The organism is Pseudomonas sp. RIT357 (genome assembly GCF_000632245.1).
Classification (GTDB): Bacteria; Pseudomonadota; Gammaproteobacteria; order Pseudomonadales; family Pseudomonadaceae; genus Aquipseudomonas; species Aquipseudomonas sivasensis.
The window spans coordinates 55,690-71,216 of record NZ_JFYX01000007.1 but is presented as its reverse complement, the minus strand read 5'-3'; the positions used below and the strand labels follow the sequence as shown (position 1 = coordinate 71,216).

Below are 15,527 nucleotides of genomic sequence, written 5' to 3'. Positions count from 1 at the left end.
AAACACTTTGAAACATATGTCCCCGGCGAATAAGGCTTTACAGCAATCTTCGTTATTCCTTAGTTGTCTTTAAAAATAGGGGTTTTACGGCGTTTCACGTGAAAAGCAGTGGATGGCGGGGCAGGTTATTGGGTCTTTTCAAGTGTTGTACGATGACCTATGATCGGTCGCAACAGACGACATTCCTGTCTCAAATCCAATAAGAAGGCTTAAGACGTCCATGAGAATCACAGCAGTCAACGTCCAGGTATTTTCCTACCCGACCCGCCGCGCAGTGGACAGCGCCGGCCATGCTCACCCCGGTGATGTCACCCAGGCGCAGATGGCTTTGCTGCGCATCCAGACTGAAGACGGCCAGGAGGGTTTTGCATTCGGCGCCCCTGAATTGATCCGCCCTTATGTGTTGGATGGGTTTGTGCGCAAAGTGCTGGTGGGGCAGAACGCCTTTGATCGCGAAAAGATCTGGCAAGACCTCGCCCATTGGCAGCGTGGCAGCGCCAGCCAACTGACCGACCGCGCCTTGGCCCTGGTTGAGCAGGCTCTGTGGGATTGGGCAGGACGCAAACTCGGCGTGCCAGTGCACAAGTTGATCGGTGGTTTCCGCGACAAGGTGCCGGCCTACGGCTCGACCATGTGTGGCGACGAACTGCCCGGCGGCCTCGCAACCCCCGAAGACTACGGCCGCTTTGCCGAGACCCTGGTGCAGCGTGGCTACAAGGCAATCAAGCTGCACACCTGGATGCCGCCGGTGTCCTTCGCGCCAAGCCCGCGCATCGACGTCAAGGCTTGCGCTGCTGTGCGTGAGGCGGTGGGCCCGGACATCGCGTTGATGCTCGACGGTTACCACTGGTACAGCCGCACCGAGGCGCTGTACATCGGTCGCGAGCTGGAGAAACTCGACTTCGCCTGGTTCGAAGAACCGATGATGGAAGAGTCAGCCGAGTCCTATGCCTGGCTCGCGGGGCAACTGGATATTCCGGTGCTCGGCCCGGAAACCCTGTCCGGCAAACACCTCGCCCGCGCCAGTTGGGTCAAGCACGATGTGTGCGATATCTTGCGTGCCGGTGTCGCGGGCGTCGGTGGTATTGCGCCGTGCCTGAAGGTCGCGCACCTGGCCGAATCGTTTGGCATGGACTGCGAAATTCACGGCAACGGCGCCGCCAACCTGGCGGTGGTCGGTGCGATCAAGAACTGCACCTGGTACGAGCGTGGCCTGCTCCACCCGTACCTGGATTACGACGAAGTACCGGCCTACCTCAATCGCTTGGTGGACCCGATGGACAGCGACGGTTTTGTGCACCTGTCCGACTTGCCGGGCCTGGGCGAAGACATCGATTTCAACTACATCGAGACCAATACGCTTAAAAGCTTCTGACGTTTACACGGTCAGTCCGGCATGCGTCGGGCTGATCAAGAGCCCTATAAATATAAAAAAGGCACTCTTGTTATGAGCATTTTCCCTTCGCTGTGGGCGCGGGTGTTCGTCGCCGCGCTGGCCGTTACCGCCGTACCGGCAAGCTTTGCCAAAACGCCGGCCGATCAACTGATCGTCGGCATGAGCATGATCAACCTGTTGTCCCTCGACCCAGCTGCCGCCACGGGTCTGGATGTGTCGGAAATCAACGCCAACCTGTATGACATGTTGCTGGTGCAGGACGTCGCCCAACCAGACCGACTGGTGCCAGCGCTGGCCGAGCGCTGGCAGGTCAGTGAGGACCGCAAGACCCTGACCTTTAACCTGCGCACCGGGGTGAAGTTCCAGTCCGGCAATGACTTGAGCGCCGAAGACGTTGCCTGGTCGCTGCACCGGGTGCTCAAGCTCAACCTCGCACTCGCTTCCACCTGGAAGGCCTACGGCTTCACCGCCGAAAACGTCGAGCGCTACATGCGCGCCACGGACCCCACCACCTTCGTGATCGAACTGCCACGGCCGACCGACCCGCTGCTGGTGCTCAACACCCTGGCGACCTCGCCCAGTGCGTTCATCCTCGACCGCAAAAAAGTCCTTGAACACCAGAAGGGCAGCGACATGGGCGCCGCCTGGCTGGTGACTCACGCGGCCGGCAGTGGCGCATTCGTGCTCAATGACTGGCGTGCCAACGACGTGATCCTGATGACGCGCTTCGACGGTTACTGGGGCGGCCCGGCCAAGCTCAAGCGCATCGTGATGCGCAACATGACCGAGTCGCAGTCATTGCGACTGATGATCGAGCGCGGTGACCTGGATATCGCCAAAGGCATGTCCGCGCCGGACATCGAAGCCCTGCAGAAAAGCGACAAAGTACGCACCCAGACCCTGCAACGCGGCACCTTGTATTACGTGGCCCTGAGTGTGAAGCAGCCAATGTTCGCCGACGCCCGTGTGCGCAAGGCCGTGCGCTCGCTGATCGATTACCAGGGCATCAACCAGACGGTCATGCCCCATTACGGCGTGATCAACCAGCGGCCGCTGCCATTGGGCCTGGCCGCGCGCCTGCCGGACCCGGGCTACAAGCTCAACGTCGAGCAGGCCAAAGCCTTACTGGCTGAAGCCGGTTACCCGAACGGCTTCAAGACCACCATCCGCGTGCTGGCCGAACCGCCGTTTATCAACATCGCCTCCAACCTGCAATCGACCCTGGCCCAGGCCGGCATCGAAGCCAGCATCATCACCGGCACCGGTAACCAGATCTACGGCGCCATGCGCGAGCGCACGTTCGACATCATCGTCGGTCGCGGCGGTGGCGGGGCGGAGCGGCATCCCCATTCCAGCCTGCGCACCCTGGTGTACAACCCGGATAACCGCGATGAAGCCAAGCTCACCAACTTCCAGGGCTGGCGCACATCGTTCTACAGCCCTGAGTTGAACCAGTTGATTGAGAGCGCGGAAGTCGAGCCGGATGCCGGTAAGCAACTGACTCAGTACCGCGAGATTCAGGAGCAGGTCGATCAACAGGTCGGAGCCATTTTGCCGGTCTCGCAGATGACCGACACCGTGGTGGTGTACACCGACGTGGCCGACTTCCAGGGCCATACCGCTGCGACCACGCGCTACAAAGACGTCTACAAAAAGCGCTGATCGATTTACCAGGAGCTCACTATGTTTGTTATGACTGCCTCTGTCATGGGCGCTCGCGCTTCCAATACCCTGCGGCGCGCCAGCACCGTGTTGGTGACGTTGCTCGGCCTGTTGGCGCTGACCTTTATCATCGGCCGGGTCATGCCGCTTGACCCCGTGCTGGCGGTAGTCGGGCCGGATGCCGACAGCTCCACCTACGACCAGGTGTACCGGTCGATGGGCCTGGACAAGCCGATCTGGACCCAATTCGGCCTTTACCTCAATGACCTGCTCCACGGTGATTTCGGCAACGCGTTGCTGACGGGTCACCCGGTGCTGGATGACATCCTGCGCGTGTTCCCGGCGACCATCGAACTGGCCACTCTGGCGATTCTGTTCGGCGTGTTGATCGGCTTGCCGCTGGGCGTGTGTGCGGCGAGCAACCAAGGGCGGCTCGGCGATCATGTGGCGCGGGTAATCACCTTGTTCGGTTACTCCACGCCGATTTTCTGGCTGGGCATGATGGGCCTGCTCGTGTTCTACGCCTGGCTCGGCTGGGCGGGCGGCGCGGGGCGCATCGACCTGGCCTACGACGGCATGGTGCCCGAAGTCACCGGCCTGTTGCTGATCGACACATCGCTCGCCCGCGACTGGGAAGCCTTCGCCAGCGCCCTGCGGCATATCGTGTTGCCGGCGCTGATTTTGGGCCTGAACTCGGTGGCGTACATCAGCCGCATGACCCGCAGCTTCATGCTTGAGCAGTTGTCCCAGGAGTACATCATCACCGCGCGGGTCAAGGGTTTGTCCCGTCGCCAAGTGGTGTGGGGGCATGCGTTTCGCAACATCCTCGTGCAGTTGCTCACCGTGGTTGCACTGGCCTATGGCTCGCTGCTGGAAGGCGCAGTGCTGATCGAAACCGTATTCGCCTGGCCGGGATTCGGCCAATACCTCACCAGCAGCCTGATGCTTGGCGACATGAATGCGGTGATGGGCTGCGTGCTGGTGATCGGCTTGATTTTTGTCGCGCTCAACCTGATCAGCGATGCCTTGTACAAGGTGTTTGATCCGCGCACCCGTTAATGCGTCGCGCAGTACCGATAAAACTATAAGAAGAAGGAATTTTTCATGACATTTTCGAAACTGCACCTTGGCCTGCTGACCGCTGCGCTCGCGCTTGGCCCGATGACCCTGGCCAACGCCAAGACCCCGGCCGATCAACTGATCGTCGGCATGAGCATGGTCAACCTGTTTTCCATCGACCCGGCCAACGCGCCCGGCCTGGATGCGTCCGGCGTCAACGCCAATCTTTACGACGCGCTGATCAAACGTGACCAGGGCAATCCGGAAAAACACCTGCCACAGTTGGCCGAACGTTGGGACATCAGCGAGGACGGCAAGCAGGTAACGTTTCATCTGCGCCAGGACGTGAAATTCCATTCGGGTAACCCGCTGACCGCCGAAGACGTGGCGTGGTCGCTGTACCGCGTGATGAAGCTCAACTTCGGCCTGGCCACCACCTGGAAGGCCTATGGCTACAGCGTTGAGAATATCCAATCGCTGATCCGCGCCACGGACGCCCACACCCTGGTCATCGACCTGCCGCAGACCATGGACCCGCTGCTGCTGGTGGACTCTCTGGCGATCTCCCCGAGCGCTGTGGTAGTGGACCGCAAGACCGCCCTGGCCCATGAAAAAAACGGCGACCTCGGCGCCGGTTGGTTGGTGACGAACGAGGCGGGCAGTGGCCCCTTCGTGCTGACCAAATGGAGCGCCAACGATTCCCTGTTGCTGACCCGTTTCGACGGCTACTGGGGCGGCGCGGCGAAGCTCAAGCGCGTGGTGGTGCGGCACATGACCGAATCCCAGTCCCTGCGCCTGATGCTAGAACGCGGTGACCTCGACCTGGCCTACGGCATGGCCGCGCCGGACATTCGCGCCATCGACGGCTCGGACAAGATCCAAGTGCAGTCGCTGCCGCGCGGCACCATGTACTACGTCGCCATGAGCATGAAACAACCGGAATTCGCCAAGCCCAAGGTGCGTGAAGCCGTGCGCAACCTGATCGACTACAAGGGCCTGGACCAACAAGTGATGCCGTATTACGGAACGCTCAACCAGCAGCCGATGCAACTGGGTCTGGAAGCACGCCTGCCGGATCCGGGCTATCACATGGACGTGGTCAAGGCGAAAGCCCTGCTGACTGAGGCGGGTTACCCCGAGGGGTTCAACACCACCATCCGCACGCTGTCGGAACCGCCGTTCATTGATATCGCTGCGCGCCTGCAAGCGACCCTGGCCGAAGGCGGGATCAAGGCCAGCATCGTCACCGGCACGGGTAACCAGGTGTACGGCGCGATGCGCGCGCGCAATTTCGAGATCATCGTGGCCAGGGGCGCCGAGCGTTACCCGCACCCGTATTTCAGCCTGCGCACCTTTGCCTACAACCCCAACAACAGCGACGACGCCGGCCTACCGAACTTCCAGGGCTGGCGCGCTTCGTTCTTCAGCCCGCAGATCAACACCCTGATCGACCAGGCCGGCGTGACGCGTGATTCGGCGCAGCGGGTCAGCCTGTATCACCAGGCGCAAACCCTCTACGACCAGCAAGTGGGGCCGATCCTGATGATTTCGCAGATGACCGACACCGTGGTCAGCGCTGCCGACGTCAAGGGCTTCACCGGTGACGATGCCGAGGCCACCCGTTACCTGGGTGTCTACAAGCAGCGTTGAGTGCTTCCAGAATTCACACAGAGAAGATGCTTATGAATGCCAATCTGTCTTCCATCGAATCGGCGACGAAGCGCCCGGTGGACCGCTCGCCAGGCTCCAGCTTTGATGCCTTTTACAAGAGTGGCCTGCGGGTGCTGCGTCACCTGCTGCGTAACCCTATGACCCTGGCGGGCCTGCTGGTGGCGCTGCTGTTGGTGGTGGTCGCGGCCTTTGCACCGTGGATCGCTACCCATGATCCGGTGGTGCAGAACCTCGCCGGCGCGTTGCAGGCACCGGGTTCGGCGCATTGGTTCGGCACCGATGAATATGGCCGGGATATTTTCAGCCGGCTGGTCTACGGCTCGCGGATCACGCTGTACATCATCGCCCTGGTCACAGTGATCGTCGGGCCTATCGGGCTGTTTATCGGCACCGTGTCGGGCTACTTCGGCGGTGCGGTCGATACCGTGTTCATGCGCCTGACCGATATCTTCATCTCCTTCCCGAGCCTGGTCCTGGCACTGGCGTTTATCGCGGCCCTCGGCCCTGGCCTGGAGCACGCGGTGGTGGCGATTGCATTGACCTCCTGGCCGCCGATTGCGCGGCTGGCGCGGGCCGAAACCTTGTCCCTGCGCAACGCTGATTTCGTCGTCGCAGTGGAGCTGCAAGGTGCGTCGCCGGCGCGGATTATCCTGCGCCATATCGTGCCGATGTGCCTGTCCTCGGTGATCATCCGCCTGACCATGAACATGGCCGGGATCATCCTCACCGCTGCCGCTTTGGGCTTTCTCGGCCTGGGTGCCCAGGCGCCGCTGCCGGAGTGGGGCGCCATGATTTCGACCGGCCGCCGCTACATGCTCGAATGCTGGTGGCTGGTGGCGGTTCCAGGGGCAGCGATCATGCTGGTCAGCCTGGCCTTCAACCTGTTGGGCGATGGCCTGCGGGACATCCTTGATCCGCGCAGCGAATAATCGGAGGAACACCTGATGTCCGCCATCAAACTGAATGTCGAAGGGCTTAACGTGCGCTTCGTCAGTGGCCAGAAAGAAACCCACGCCGTGCGCGATGTGTCCTTTACCTTGGGCCGGGAAAAACTCGCGATTGTCGGTGAGTCCGGCTCCGGCAAATCCACCGTGGGTCGCAGCCTGCTGAAGCTGCATCCGCCCAGCGCCAAAATCACCGCCAAGGCCATGGCGTTTGGCGAGGTCGACCTGTTGTCGGCCAGTGAAAAAGCCATGCAGAAGATCCGCGGCCAGCGCATCTCGATGATCATGCAAGACCCCAAGTACTCGCTGAACCCGGTGGTCAAGGTCGGCGATCAGATCGCCGAAGCCTACCTGGCCCACCACAAGGCCAGCCGCAGCGATGCGCGAGAGCGCGTGTTGCAAATGCTGGAGCAGGTGCATATCCGCGATCCGCAGCGCGTCTATAACCTGTATCCCCATGAAGTCTCCGGCGGCATGGGGCAGCGCATCATGATCGCGATGATGGTGATCACCCGTCCGGAAGTGATCATCGCCGACGAGCCCACCTCGGCGCTGGATGTCTCGGTGCGCCAGCAAGTGCTCAACGTGCTGGAAGAGTTGGTGGACCAGCAGCAGATGGGGCTGATCTTCGTCAGTCACGACCTCAACCTGGTGCGCAACTACTGCGACCGCGTGCTAGTGATGTACGCCGGGCGCGTCGTCGAATCCCTGGCCGCCTGCGACCTGCAGTACGCCGAACATCCCTATACCCGTGGCTTGCTGGCCGCGCTGCCGAGCATGGACAACCGCCGCGTGCACCTGCCGGTGCTCAAGCGCGATCCTCTCTGGCTGACTCAATAAGGAACCTGACCATGCCCATGATCCAAGCGCACGCCTTGAACCTGAGCTTCGGCACAGGCGCTGCCATCAACCAAGTGCTGCACGATGTGAGCCTGAGTGTCGCCGACGGTGAATCGTTCGGTCTGGTGGGGGAGTCCGGCTCGGGCAAGACCACCGTGCTGCGCTGCCTGGCCGGGCAATACCGGCATTGGAGCGGCGAGCTGAGCATTGCCGGCGCGCCGCTGCAGCACAAGATTCCCAAGGAGCATTTTCGCAAAGTGCAGATGGTCTTCCAGGACCCCTACGGCTCCCTGCATCCCCGGCACACCATCGACACGGCGTTGCGCGAGCCGCTGATTATCCATGGGGTAGGGGACAAGGACGACCGTATCAACGAGATCCTGCTCAAGGTCGGTCTGAACGACAGTTTTCGCTTTCGCTATCCGCACCAGCTCTCCGGCGGCCAGCGCCAGCGTGTGGCGATCGCGCGCGCTTTGATTCTGGAGCCGCGGGTACTGCTGCTGGATGAGCCGACCTCGGCGCTGGATGTCTCGGTCCAGGCCGAGATCCTCAACCTGCTGGCGGACCTGCGCCAGCGCGAGAAACTCACCTACCTACTGGTCACCCATGACCTGGGTGTAGTCACTCACTTGTGCGATCGGGTGGCGGTGATGCAGCACGGCAAGATCGTGGAATTGCTCGACTGCCAGGCCCTGAGTCAGGATCAAGCGGCGCACGATTACACGCGCATGCTGGTGCAGGCCAGCCGCGACTTCAGTCAGGAGTCTGAGCGGCGGCGTGTGGGATAAACGCTTAGTTGTCGTACAACATGGCTTTTCTCGATTGATGTGATTTTTCAGATAAGTGTCTATTTCATTGGGTTAAATGGCAATTTTCTCAAGATAGGCACTTATAGGGTAGCTTTACTATTTTTGTAGTTGTACGATGACTTACCTCTTAAGGTATTCCATCCAAATTTCGAACAAAGGTTTGTGAACATGACGCCACAAGAACTAAAAACAGTCCTGTCTTCCGGCTTGCTCTCCTTCCCGGTTACCGACTTTGATGCCGCTGGCGACTTCCGCGCCGACACCTACGCACGCCGCCTGGAATGGCTGGCACCTTACGGCGCCAGTGCGCTGTTCGCGGCAGGGGGTACCGGGGAGTTCTTCTCTCTGGAGCCCAAGGAATACACGCAGATCATCAAGACCGCCGTGGACACCTGCAAAGGCCAGGTACCGATCCTCGCCGGTGCCGGTGGCCCTACGCGCCAAGCGATTGCCTACGCCCAAGAAGCTGAGCGCCTGGGCGCTGCCGGCATCTTGCTGATGCCTCATTACCTCACCGAAGCCAGCCAGAAAGGGTTGGTGGCCCATGTTGAGCAGGTGTGCAACTCGGTGGATTTCGGTGTGGTGGTGTACAACCGCAACCTGTGCCGCCTCAACGCCGACAGCCTGGAACAATTGGCCGAGCGCTGCCCGAACCTGATTGGTTTCAAGGACGGCATTGGTGAAGTCGAATCCATGGTCAGCATCCGCCGTCGCCTGGGCGACCGCCTGACCTACCTCGGTGGTCTGCCGACTGCCGAAGTCTATGCCGCCGCCTACAAAGCCCTCGGCGTGCCGGTGTACTCCTCGGCGGTGTTCAACTTCATCCCGAAAACCGCGATGGACTTCTACCGCGCCGTGGCCGCCGACGACCACGCCACCGTAGGCCGTTTGATCGATGATTTCTTCCTGCCGTACCTGGCGATTCGTAACCGCTGTGAAGGCTATGGCGTGAGCATCGTCAAGGCCGGTGCTCGCCTGGTTGGCCACGACGCCGGCCCGGTACGCGCGCCACTGACCGATCTGCTGCCCGATGAAGTGGAGCAACTGGCGGTGCTGATCAAGTCCCTCGGCGCTCAATAAAACGTTGGTCGGCGGCGCCCTGATGGCGCCGCTGTCCGGTCTGCCTGCAAGGAGTCCACCATGCCCCATTGCATCATCGACTGCCCCGCGACCCTGGCCCAGCGCGTCGGCGAACAACGTCTGCTCGCCACCGTGCATGACGCCCTCGACGGGTTCGGCGTGTTCAAACCCGGCGACATTAAAGTGCGCCTCAACGGCTTCACCCATTATCGCTGCGGCACCACTCAAGACGACTTCGTGCACGTGGCCCTGTATCTGTTCGCCGGGCGCACGGCCGAACAACAACGCAGCCTCGCCTCGGCGACACTCGCCGCCCTGATTGAATTGCTGCCACAGGTCGAAGCACTGTCCATGGACGTGCGCGAAATGCCCCGCGAAACCTTCATCAACCGCAGCCAATACCTCGAAGAGTCCGGGCGACCGATGTAGCCCTCAACGTTAATACCGGCAAAAACAAGGAGAACAACATGCCGTATCAACCCTCGCAAACATCCTCAGCGCGTTGCGCACTGGCCTTCATCGCCCTGGGTTGCAGCCCGCTGTCCTGGGCGCTGCAGGCACCGTCGAAAGTGCAAGTACCGACCCTGGCCTATGACGACCAGCACATCATTCTGGTCTGGGAAAAACCCGCTGATCATGCCGGCATCAAGGATTACCGGGTGTACGCCAACGGCACCTTGCTGGGCAGTGCCAACGCCAACAACGATCAGGTGTCGCCGGCCAAGCCCTACATCGACCAGTTCTACCGCCAGGACACGGCCAATTTCCACCATCGCATCGGCATTCACAGCTACACCGCCCAAGGCCTGAAGCCCGACACGGCCTACCGTTTCACCGTGCGTTCGGTGGATGGCAACGGCAAGGAGTCGGCAGACAGTGCCTCCGTGCAGCAACGCACCACCAAGGTCGCGGCCCTGTTTGACGTGAAAAAGTACGGCGCCAAGGGCGATGGCAATCAACTCGATACCCTGGCAATCCAGAGCGCCATTGATGCCTGCACCCCGGGCTGCAAAGTCCTGCTGCCCAAAGGCACCTACAAAAGCGGTGCGCTCTACCTCAAGAGCAACATGACCCTGGAGATCGCCGAAGGGGCGACCCTGCTCGGCTCAGAGCGCGCCGAAGATTACCCGTTGGCTGGTTACATCCAATACCCGTATTCCACCACCGTACGCCCGGCCTCGCTGATCAACGCGTTGCCCCGCGATCCGCGCCAGCATCAGTCATTTGAAAACATCCGCATCGTCGGCAAGGGCACCCTCGACGGCAATGGCTGGAAGCGCAACGCCGATGTCGTCGATGAGCGTGGCCAGGCACTGCCGTTTTACCTGCCCAGCGACAACACCCGCTATGCCCAGGACGGCCTGCTTGCCAAGGCCCAGGTGGAGCAAGCCGTCGCTCGCGGCATGAATGTGAAGGACGCGTATGGGCAAATGCGCTCCTCGCTGATCACCCTGCGTAACGTCAAGAACGTGTTCTACGGCGGCTTCACCGTGGTGAACCCGGCGTTCCACGGCATCATGAACCTAGAGACCGAAAACGTGGTGCTGGCCAACACCACCCACAAGACCTACGACGCCAACAACGGCGACGGCATCGAGTTTGCCAACAGCAAGGGCGCGATGGTCTTCAACAACTTCTTCGACACCGGCGACGACTGCGTCAACTTCGCCGCCGGCACCGGTGCGAATGCCGTGCACCAGCCGCCCCAGGAAGACGCGTGGATTTTCAACAACTACTTCCGCAAGGGCCACGGCATGGTGGTGGCCGGCAGTCATATCGGTGCGTGGATCCAGAACATCCTGGCTGAAGACAACGTCTCCGACGGCACTGATGCCGGGTTGCGTATGAAGAGCACCAACTTCATGGGCGGCGGCGCGCGCAACGTTATCTTCCGGGATTCGGCGATTCGCAACACGGTCAAGCAGGCGTTCATCTTCACCCTCGACTACAACGACCCGAACGCCAAACTCGATTATCAGCGCTCCACGATTGCCGGGCAGTTCAGGGACATCCGTGTGAGTGACGTCAGCGTGGAAAATGCCCAGGGCGCGGCGATCGAGGTCAAGGGCGATGCCGCGCACAATGCCTATCATCAGGGGTTGGTGTTCGAGCGTGTGCGCTTCAGCGGCGCGGCCAAGGCGCGTATTGATGGGCTGAAAGATTCACGCTTCGAGCGTGTGGTGTTCAGTCAGACCGGTGGTGGCAATCCGTGGCAGGTGAGTGGTAGCCAGGGACTGGTGTTCAAGGACGTGGAGCCGACGCCCTAAGCGTACGTAGCAACGTGGTTAACGGGGCGACTCCAGATCAAAAGCAAGAGCTCGGCGGCCTTGGCGCCGACCGGGTTCTTAAACTGAACTCCGTCCAAATGTGGGAGGGGGCTTGCCCCCGATGGCAGTGTGTCAGTCACCGATGATTAGCTGACACTCACTCATCGGGGGCAAGCCCCCTCCCACATTTTGATTTCCGTAGATCAGATAGACCTCGCTTTGCTCAGGCTTTGGCGCGCGGGAGACGAAGAACGAAGCTCGGCTGCATGCATGAGAAAGCTGCGTTAATCGCCAGCGGCTGTGCTCAAAGATTGATAGCATTGGGCCACTTATTTCGAGTATTCCTAATGTCTCCTGGCCTTATCCGCGTACTTGTCCTGGGCTTTATTTTGATGCTGTCGAGCCTGTCCGCCCTGGCGGCCAATACCCCGTGTTCAGGTCGTAAAGGAGGTATCGCCGGTTGTGATGGGGACGTATTCCTGTGCAACGACGGCTCCATAAGCGCTTCTAAAAAAAGTTGCACCGCCTATACGGGCAACCGCCTGGCACGCCCCGCCGTGCAGCCGCTGCAAGGTCGCTCGCAGAGTTGCAGCTGCGGTAGCGGTGCGTACTGTACCGGGCCACGGGGCGGGGTGTTTTGCCTTACGCCTTCCGGGCAGAAAAGTTACCGGCGCCACTAAACAACAGCGAAATGCGTAGCTGTGGCGCAAAAGGGGGACAAAATAGCGGTTTGCCATTCAATTTTCATAAAAGCGTAACAATGCTGATGCAGAGTTCCGGGAGCCCGTAATCACAAGGATTTCCCTGAATGAAACGTCTGATGAAGTCTGCTGCACTCGCCGTTGCGGTTTCTCTAAGTGCCACCTCGGTATTTGCCGCCGAAAACGTCCGTCTGACAGGTTCTGGCGCCAGTTTCCCAGCGCCGATCTATCTCACCTGGTTCAAGGATTTCAGCAAGAAGACCGATGGCGTCACGGTTGACTACCAATCCAAGGGGAGCGGGGCGGGTGTTCAGGACTTCCTGAACAAAACTGTGGACTTCGCCGCCAGTGACTCGGCCATGAAAGATGAAGACATTGCCAAGGTCGCCGAAGGCGTGCAGTTGCTGCCGATGACCGCGGGCGAAATCGTGCTGGCGTTCAACCTGCCAGGAAATCCTAAAGAGCTGAAGTTGCCACGCGATGTGTACTCCAACATCTTCCTGGGCAAGATCACCAAGTGGAACGATCCGCAGATCGTCGCTGCCAACCCTGGCTTGAAACTGCCGGATATGCCGATCACCGTGGTCGTGCGTGCAGACTCCAGCGGTACCACTGCCGTCTTCACCAAGCACTTGGCGGCCATCAACCCACAGTTCCAGAAGGACTTGGGTGAAGGCAACACCGTCAACTGGCCTTCCAGCGACAAATTCATCAAATCGCCGAAGAACGATGGCGTGACCGCCACCGTACGCCAGACCCCAGGCGCGATTGGCTACATCGAATACGGCTTCGCCAAATTGGCCAAGGTTGACTTTGCCCAGCTGCAAAACAAGGCCGGCAAGTACGTGGTTCCTAACGCCGAAAGCGGTGCCGAAGCACTGGCTGCGGTGAAGATGCCGGAAAGCCTGGTGGCCTGGCTGCCGGACCCGGACGGTGCCAAGTCCTACCCGATCACCTCCTACACCTGGATGATCTTCCGCAAAGACAACGGCAACCCGGCCAAGGCCAAGGCTATGCGTGAAATGGTCGAATACAGCCTGACCGAAGGCCAGAAAATCGCTGACTCGATGGGCTATATCCCACTGCCGCCATCGGTAGTCGATCAGGTTCGCAAAGCATCCGCCAACATCCAGTAACGCCCGTGAGGCCTCTCTCGGCGGGTGCTGTCAGCCTTGCCGGGAGAGTTACCCCCCTGTTCCGGAATTAGCCAATGAACACACCTTTTGTCGTACCGGGTAACCCGGACTCTGCCTGCCAGCCACCTTCTACGAAGGACTTCCTGGTTGATCGCACCTTCCGTGCGCTTGCGCGGATAGGTGTGGTTCTGGTGCTGGCGTTGGTGTTTGCCCTGGTGTTTGAAGTCGGGCGCAAGGCCCTTCCAGGCATGGAAAAGCACGGTTTTGACGTGATTTTCGGAAGCGTCTGGGACGTTAACCAAGGCAAGTACGGCATTCTGCCGGCCATCTGGGGCACGCTTTACAGTGCCTTCATCGCGTTACTGATCGCAGGTGTTTTCGGCGTCAGCATGGCGATTTTCCTTACCCAAGATTTTTTGCCGGCGAAGCTGGCGGCGGTGTTTCGCACCATCGTCGAACTGCTCGCGGCCATTCCCAGCGTCGTTTATGGCCTGTGGGGCATTTACGTGGTGATTCCGGCGATCCGGCCTTTGACCGCTTGGTTGAACACCGAACTCGGCTGGATCCCTTTTTTCGGCACCTCCTTGAGCGGTCCGGGGCTGCTCCCGGCCGCGCTGGTGTTGGCGATCATGATTCTGCCGACCATCGCTGCCGTGTCCCAGGACGCCCTCACCGCCGTGCCGATGAAAACCAAGCAAGCGGCCTACGGTATGGGCACCACTCACTGGGAAGCGATTCTCAAGGTGATGGTGCCGTCCGCCGCTACCGGCATCTTCGGTTCCCTGGTGCTGGGCCTGGGCCGCGCACTCGGTGAAACCATGGCCCTGGCCATGCTGGTGGGCAATGCCAACAACATCTCTCTGTCGCTGTTCGCACCGGCCAATACCCTGGCGGCCTTGCTGGCGCTGAACTTCCCGGAAGCCGGGCCGAACGAGATCGAGGTGCTGATGTACGCCGCACTGGTGCTGATGTTGATCACGCTGATCGTCAATATCTTCGGCTCCATGATCATGATGTACGCCCAACGGGGTAATAAGTGATGACTGATCTCACTGCTGCAACCGACCTGACGTCCCCCGCCGGTGCAATGCCCAGCCTGCAGCGCCGGTTTGAAGGCCGCGCCCTGCGCAGCCTGGTATTGACCACCCTGGTCTGGACCGGCGCGCTACTGGCCAGCGTGCCGCTGATTTCCGTGCTGTACATGCTGATCATGCGCGGCGGCGCGCGCCTGAGCCTTGAAGTGTTCACTGAGCTGCCGCCGACTGGTTTCGAGACCGGCGGTGGTTTCGGCAACGCGATGGCCGGTACCTTCGTGATGGTCGGCATCGCCGCTGCCATCGCCGTGCCGGTCGGCATCATGGCGGCGATCTTCCTCGCCGAACTGGGCCCAGACAGCAAGCTGGCGAACGCCGCGCGTTTTGCCGCGAAGATGCTCACCGGCCTGCCTTCCATCCTGGCCGGTGTATTCGCCTACGCCCTGGTGGTCATGACCACCGGCACCTACTCGGCTCCGGCCGGTGGTGTGGCACTGGCGGTACTGATGCTGCCGATCGTGGTCCTGACCGCTGAAGAATCGATGCGCATGGTGCCCAAGATCATGAAGGACGCCGCCTACGGCATGGGCTGCACCCGCTCCCAGGTGATTTGGAAAATCGTCTTGCCCACCGGCCTGCCGGCAATCCTCACCGGCGTGATGCTTGCCGTGGCTCGCGCCGCAGGCGAAACCGCGCCGCTGTTGTTTACCGCACTGTTCAGCAACTACTGGATTTACCACGACGGCAGCCTGGCGGTGATGAACCCGACAGCCTCGCTGGCCGTGCTGATTTACAACTTCTCCGGCATGCCCTTCGACAACCAGCTTGAACTCGCCTGGGCGGCGTCGCTGGTACTGGTAATGATCGTGCTGGTCGTGAATATCGTGAGCCGTATTTTCGGCAAGCCAAAGTATTGAAAACGGGAGCA

Annotated in this window: 14 protein-coding genes; all 14 read left to right on the top strand. The window is 60.6% G+C overall.

Going from position 1 to position 15,527, the window contains the following annotated elements; genetic code table 11:
• Window positions 1-220: 220 nt before the first annotated feature.
• The 14 genes from BW43_RS20215 (at window position 221) to pstA (ending at window position 15,516) form a co-directional block, all read left to right on the top strand.
• Entirely contained in the window at window positions 221-1,375 is a 1,155-nt protein-coding gene (locus BW43_RS20215; RefSeq protein WP_032885481.1) for a mandelate racemase family protein, read from the top strand.
• Window positions 1,376-1,447: 72 nt separating this feature from the next.
• Window positions 1,448-3,058: an ABC transporter substrate-binding protein gene (locus tag BW43_RS20220; RefSeq protein WP_032885480.1), complete on the top strand. Its 1,611-nt coding sequence runs from the start codon at window positions 1,448-1,450 to the stop codon at window positions 3,056-3,058.
• A 45-nt stretch (window positions 3,059-3,103) separates the two neighbouring features.
• A complete protein-coding gene (locus BW43_RS20225) occupies window positions 3,104-4,117 on the top strand; it encodes an ABC transporter permease (RefSeq protein ID WP_371260689.1) in 1,014 nt (337 codons plus the stop codon).
• Between the two features lie 45 nt (window positions 4,118-4,162).
• Window positions 4,163-5,767, top strand: a complete 1,605-nt coding sequence (locus BW43_RS20230; RefSeq protein WP_032885477.1) for an ABC transporter substrate-binding protein — start codon at window positions 4,163-4,165, stop codon at window positions 5,765-5,767.
• A 32-nt stretch (window positions 5,768-5,799) separates the two neighbouring features.
• A complete protein-coding gene (locus BW43_RS20235; protein ID WP_032885475.1) occupies window positions 5,800-6,717 on the top strand; it encodes an ABC transporter permease in 918 nt (305 codons plus the stop codon).
• A gap of 15 nt (window positions 6,718-6,732) precedes the next feature.
• The gene (locus BW43_RS20240) at window positions 6,733-7,572 is read left to right on the top strand and encodes an ABC transporter ATP-binding protein (RefSeq protein WP_032885474.1); all 840 of its coding nucleotides are present in this window, start codon (window positions 6,733-6,735) and stop codon (window positions 7,570-7,572) included.
• A gap of 11 nt (window positions 7,573-7,583) precedes the next feature.
• Window positions 7,584-8,360 (top strand): ABC transporter ATP-binding protein, encoded by a 777-nt coding sequence (locus BW43_RS20245; RefSeq protein ID WP_032885473.1) that lies wholly within the window; start codon window positions 7,584-7,586, stop codon window positions 8,358-8,360.
• 189 nt (window positions 8,361-8,549) lie between these two features.
• Window positions 8,550-9,461 (top strand): 5-dehydro-4-deoxyglucarate dehydratase, encoded by a 912-nt coding sequence (kdgD, locus tag BW43_RS20250; RefSeq protein WP_032885472.1) that lies wholly within the window; start codon window positions 8,550-8,552, stop codon window positions 9,459-9,461.
• A gap of 60 nt (window positions 9,462-9,521) precedes the next feature.
• Window positions 9,522-9,890 (top strand): 5-carboxymethyl-2-hydroxymuconate Delta-isomerase, encoded by a 369-nt coding sequence (locus tag BW43_RS20255; protein WP_032885471.1) that lies wholly within the window; start codon window positions 9,522-9,524, stop codon window positions 9,888-9,890.
• Between the two features lie 38 nt (window positions 9,891-9,928).
• Window positions 9,929-11,728: a glycosyl hydrolase family 28 protein gene (locus BW43_RS20260; RefSeq protein ID WP_032885470.1), complete on the top strand. Its 1,800-nt coding sequence runs from the start codon at window positions 9,929-9,931 to the stop codon at window positions 11,726-11,728.
• A gap of 392 nt (window positions 11,729-12,120) precedes the next feature.
• On the top strand, window positions 12,121-12,408 hold the full coding sequence (locus tag BW43_RS29225; protein ID WP_371260687.1) for a hypothetical protein: 288 nt from the start codon (window positions 12,121-12,123) through the stop codon (window positions 12,406-12,408).
• 128 nt (window positions 12,409-12,536) lie between these two features.
• The gene (gene pstS / locus BW43_RS20265) at window positions 12,537-13,565 is read left to right on the top strand and encodes a phosphate ABC transporter substrate-binding protein PstS (protein ID WP_032885469.1); all 1,029 of its coding nucleotides are present in this window, start codon (window positions 12,537-12,539) and stop codon (window positions 13,563-13,565) included.
• A gap of 74 nt (window positions 13,566-13,639) precedes the next feature.
• Entirely contained in the window at window positions 13,640-14,605 is a 966-nt protein-coding gene (gene pstC, locus BW43_RS20270) for a phosphate ABC transporter permease subunit PstC (protein WP_032885468.1), read from the top strand.
• Complete coding sequence (gene pstA, locus BW43_RS20275) at window positions 14,605-15,516, top strand: phosphate ABC transporter permease PstA (RefSeq protein ID WP_032885467.1); 912 nt, start codon at window positions 14,605-14,607, stop codon at window positions 15,514-15,516. Before pstC ends, pstA begins: the two co-directional genes overlap by 1 nt.
• The last annotated feature ends 11 nt before the right edge of the window (window positions 15,517-15,527 follow it).

Bases quoted from the DNA above. Each gene is read 5' to 3' on its own strand.
- BW43_RS20215 (WP_032885481.1), top strand. From the start codon at position 221: ATGAGAATCACAGCAGTCAACGTCCAGGTATTTTCCTACCCGACCCGC.
- BW43_RS20220 (WP_032885480.1), top strand. From the start codon at position 1,448: ATGAGCATTTTCCCTTCGCTGTGGGCGCGGGTGTTCGTCGCCGCGCTG.
- BW43_RS20225 (WP_371260689.1), top strand. From the start codon at position 3,104: ATGGGCGCTCGCGCTTCCAATACCCTGCGGCGCGCCAGCACCGTGTTG.
- BW43_RS20230 (WP_032885477.1), top strand. From the start codon at position 4,163: ATGACATTTTCGAAACTGCACCTTGGCCTGCTGACCGCTGCGCTCGCG.
- BW43_RS20235 (WP_032885475.1), top strand. From the start codon at position 5,800: ATGAATGCCAATCTGTCTTCCATCGAATCGGCGACGAAGCGCCCGGTG.
- BW43_RS20240 (WP_032885474.1), top strand. From the start codon at position 6,733: ATGTCCGCCATCAAACTGAATGTCGAAGGGCTTAACGTGCGCTTCGTC.
- BW43_RS20245 (WP_032885473.1), top strand. From the start codon at position 7,584: ATGCCCATGATCCAAGCGCACGCCTTGAACCTGAGCTTCGGCACAGGC.
- kdgD (WP_032885472.1), top strand. From the start codon at position 8,550: ATGACGCCACAAGAACTAAAAACAGTCCTGTCTTCCGGCTTGCTCTCC.
- BW43_RS20255 (WP_032885471.1), top strand. From the start codon at position 9,522: ATGCCCCATTGCATCATCGACTGCCCCGCGACCCTGGCCCAGCGCGTC.
- BW43_RS20260 (WP_032885470.1), top strand. From the start codon at position 9,929: ATGCCGTATCAACCCTCGCAAACATCCTCAGCGCGTTGCGCACTGGCC.
- BW43_RS29225 (WP_371260687.1), top strand. From the start codon at position 12,121: ATGCTGTCGAGCCTGTCCGCCCTGGCGGCCAATACCCCGTGTTCAGGT.
- pstS (WP_032885469.1), top strand. From the start codon at position 12,537: ATGAAACGTCTGATGAAGTCTGCTGCACTCGCCGTTGCGGTTTCTCTA.
- pstC (WP_032885468.1), top strand. From the start codon at position 13,640: ATGAACACACCTTTTGTCGTACCGGGTAACCCGGACTCTGCCTGCCAG.
- pstA (WP_032885467.1), top strand. From the start codon at position 14,605: ATGACTGATCTCACTGCTGCAACCGACCTGACGTCCCCCGCCGGTGCA.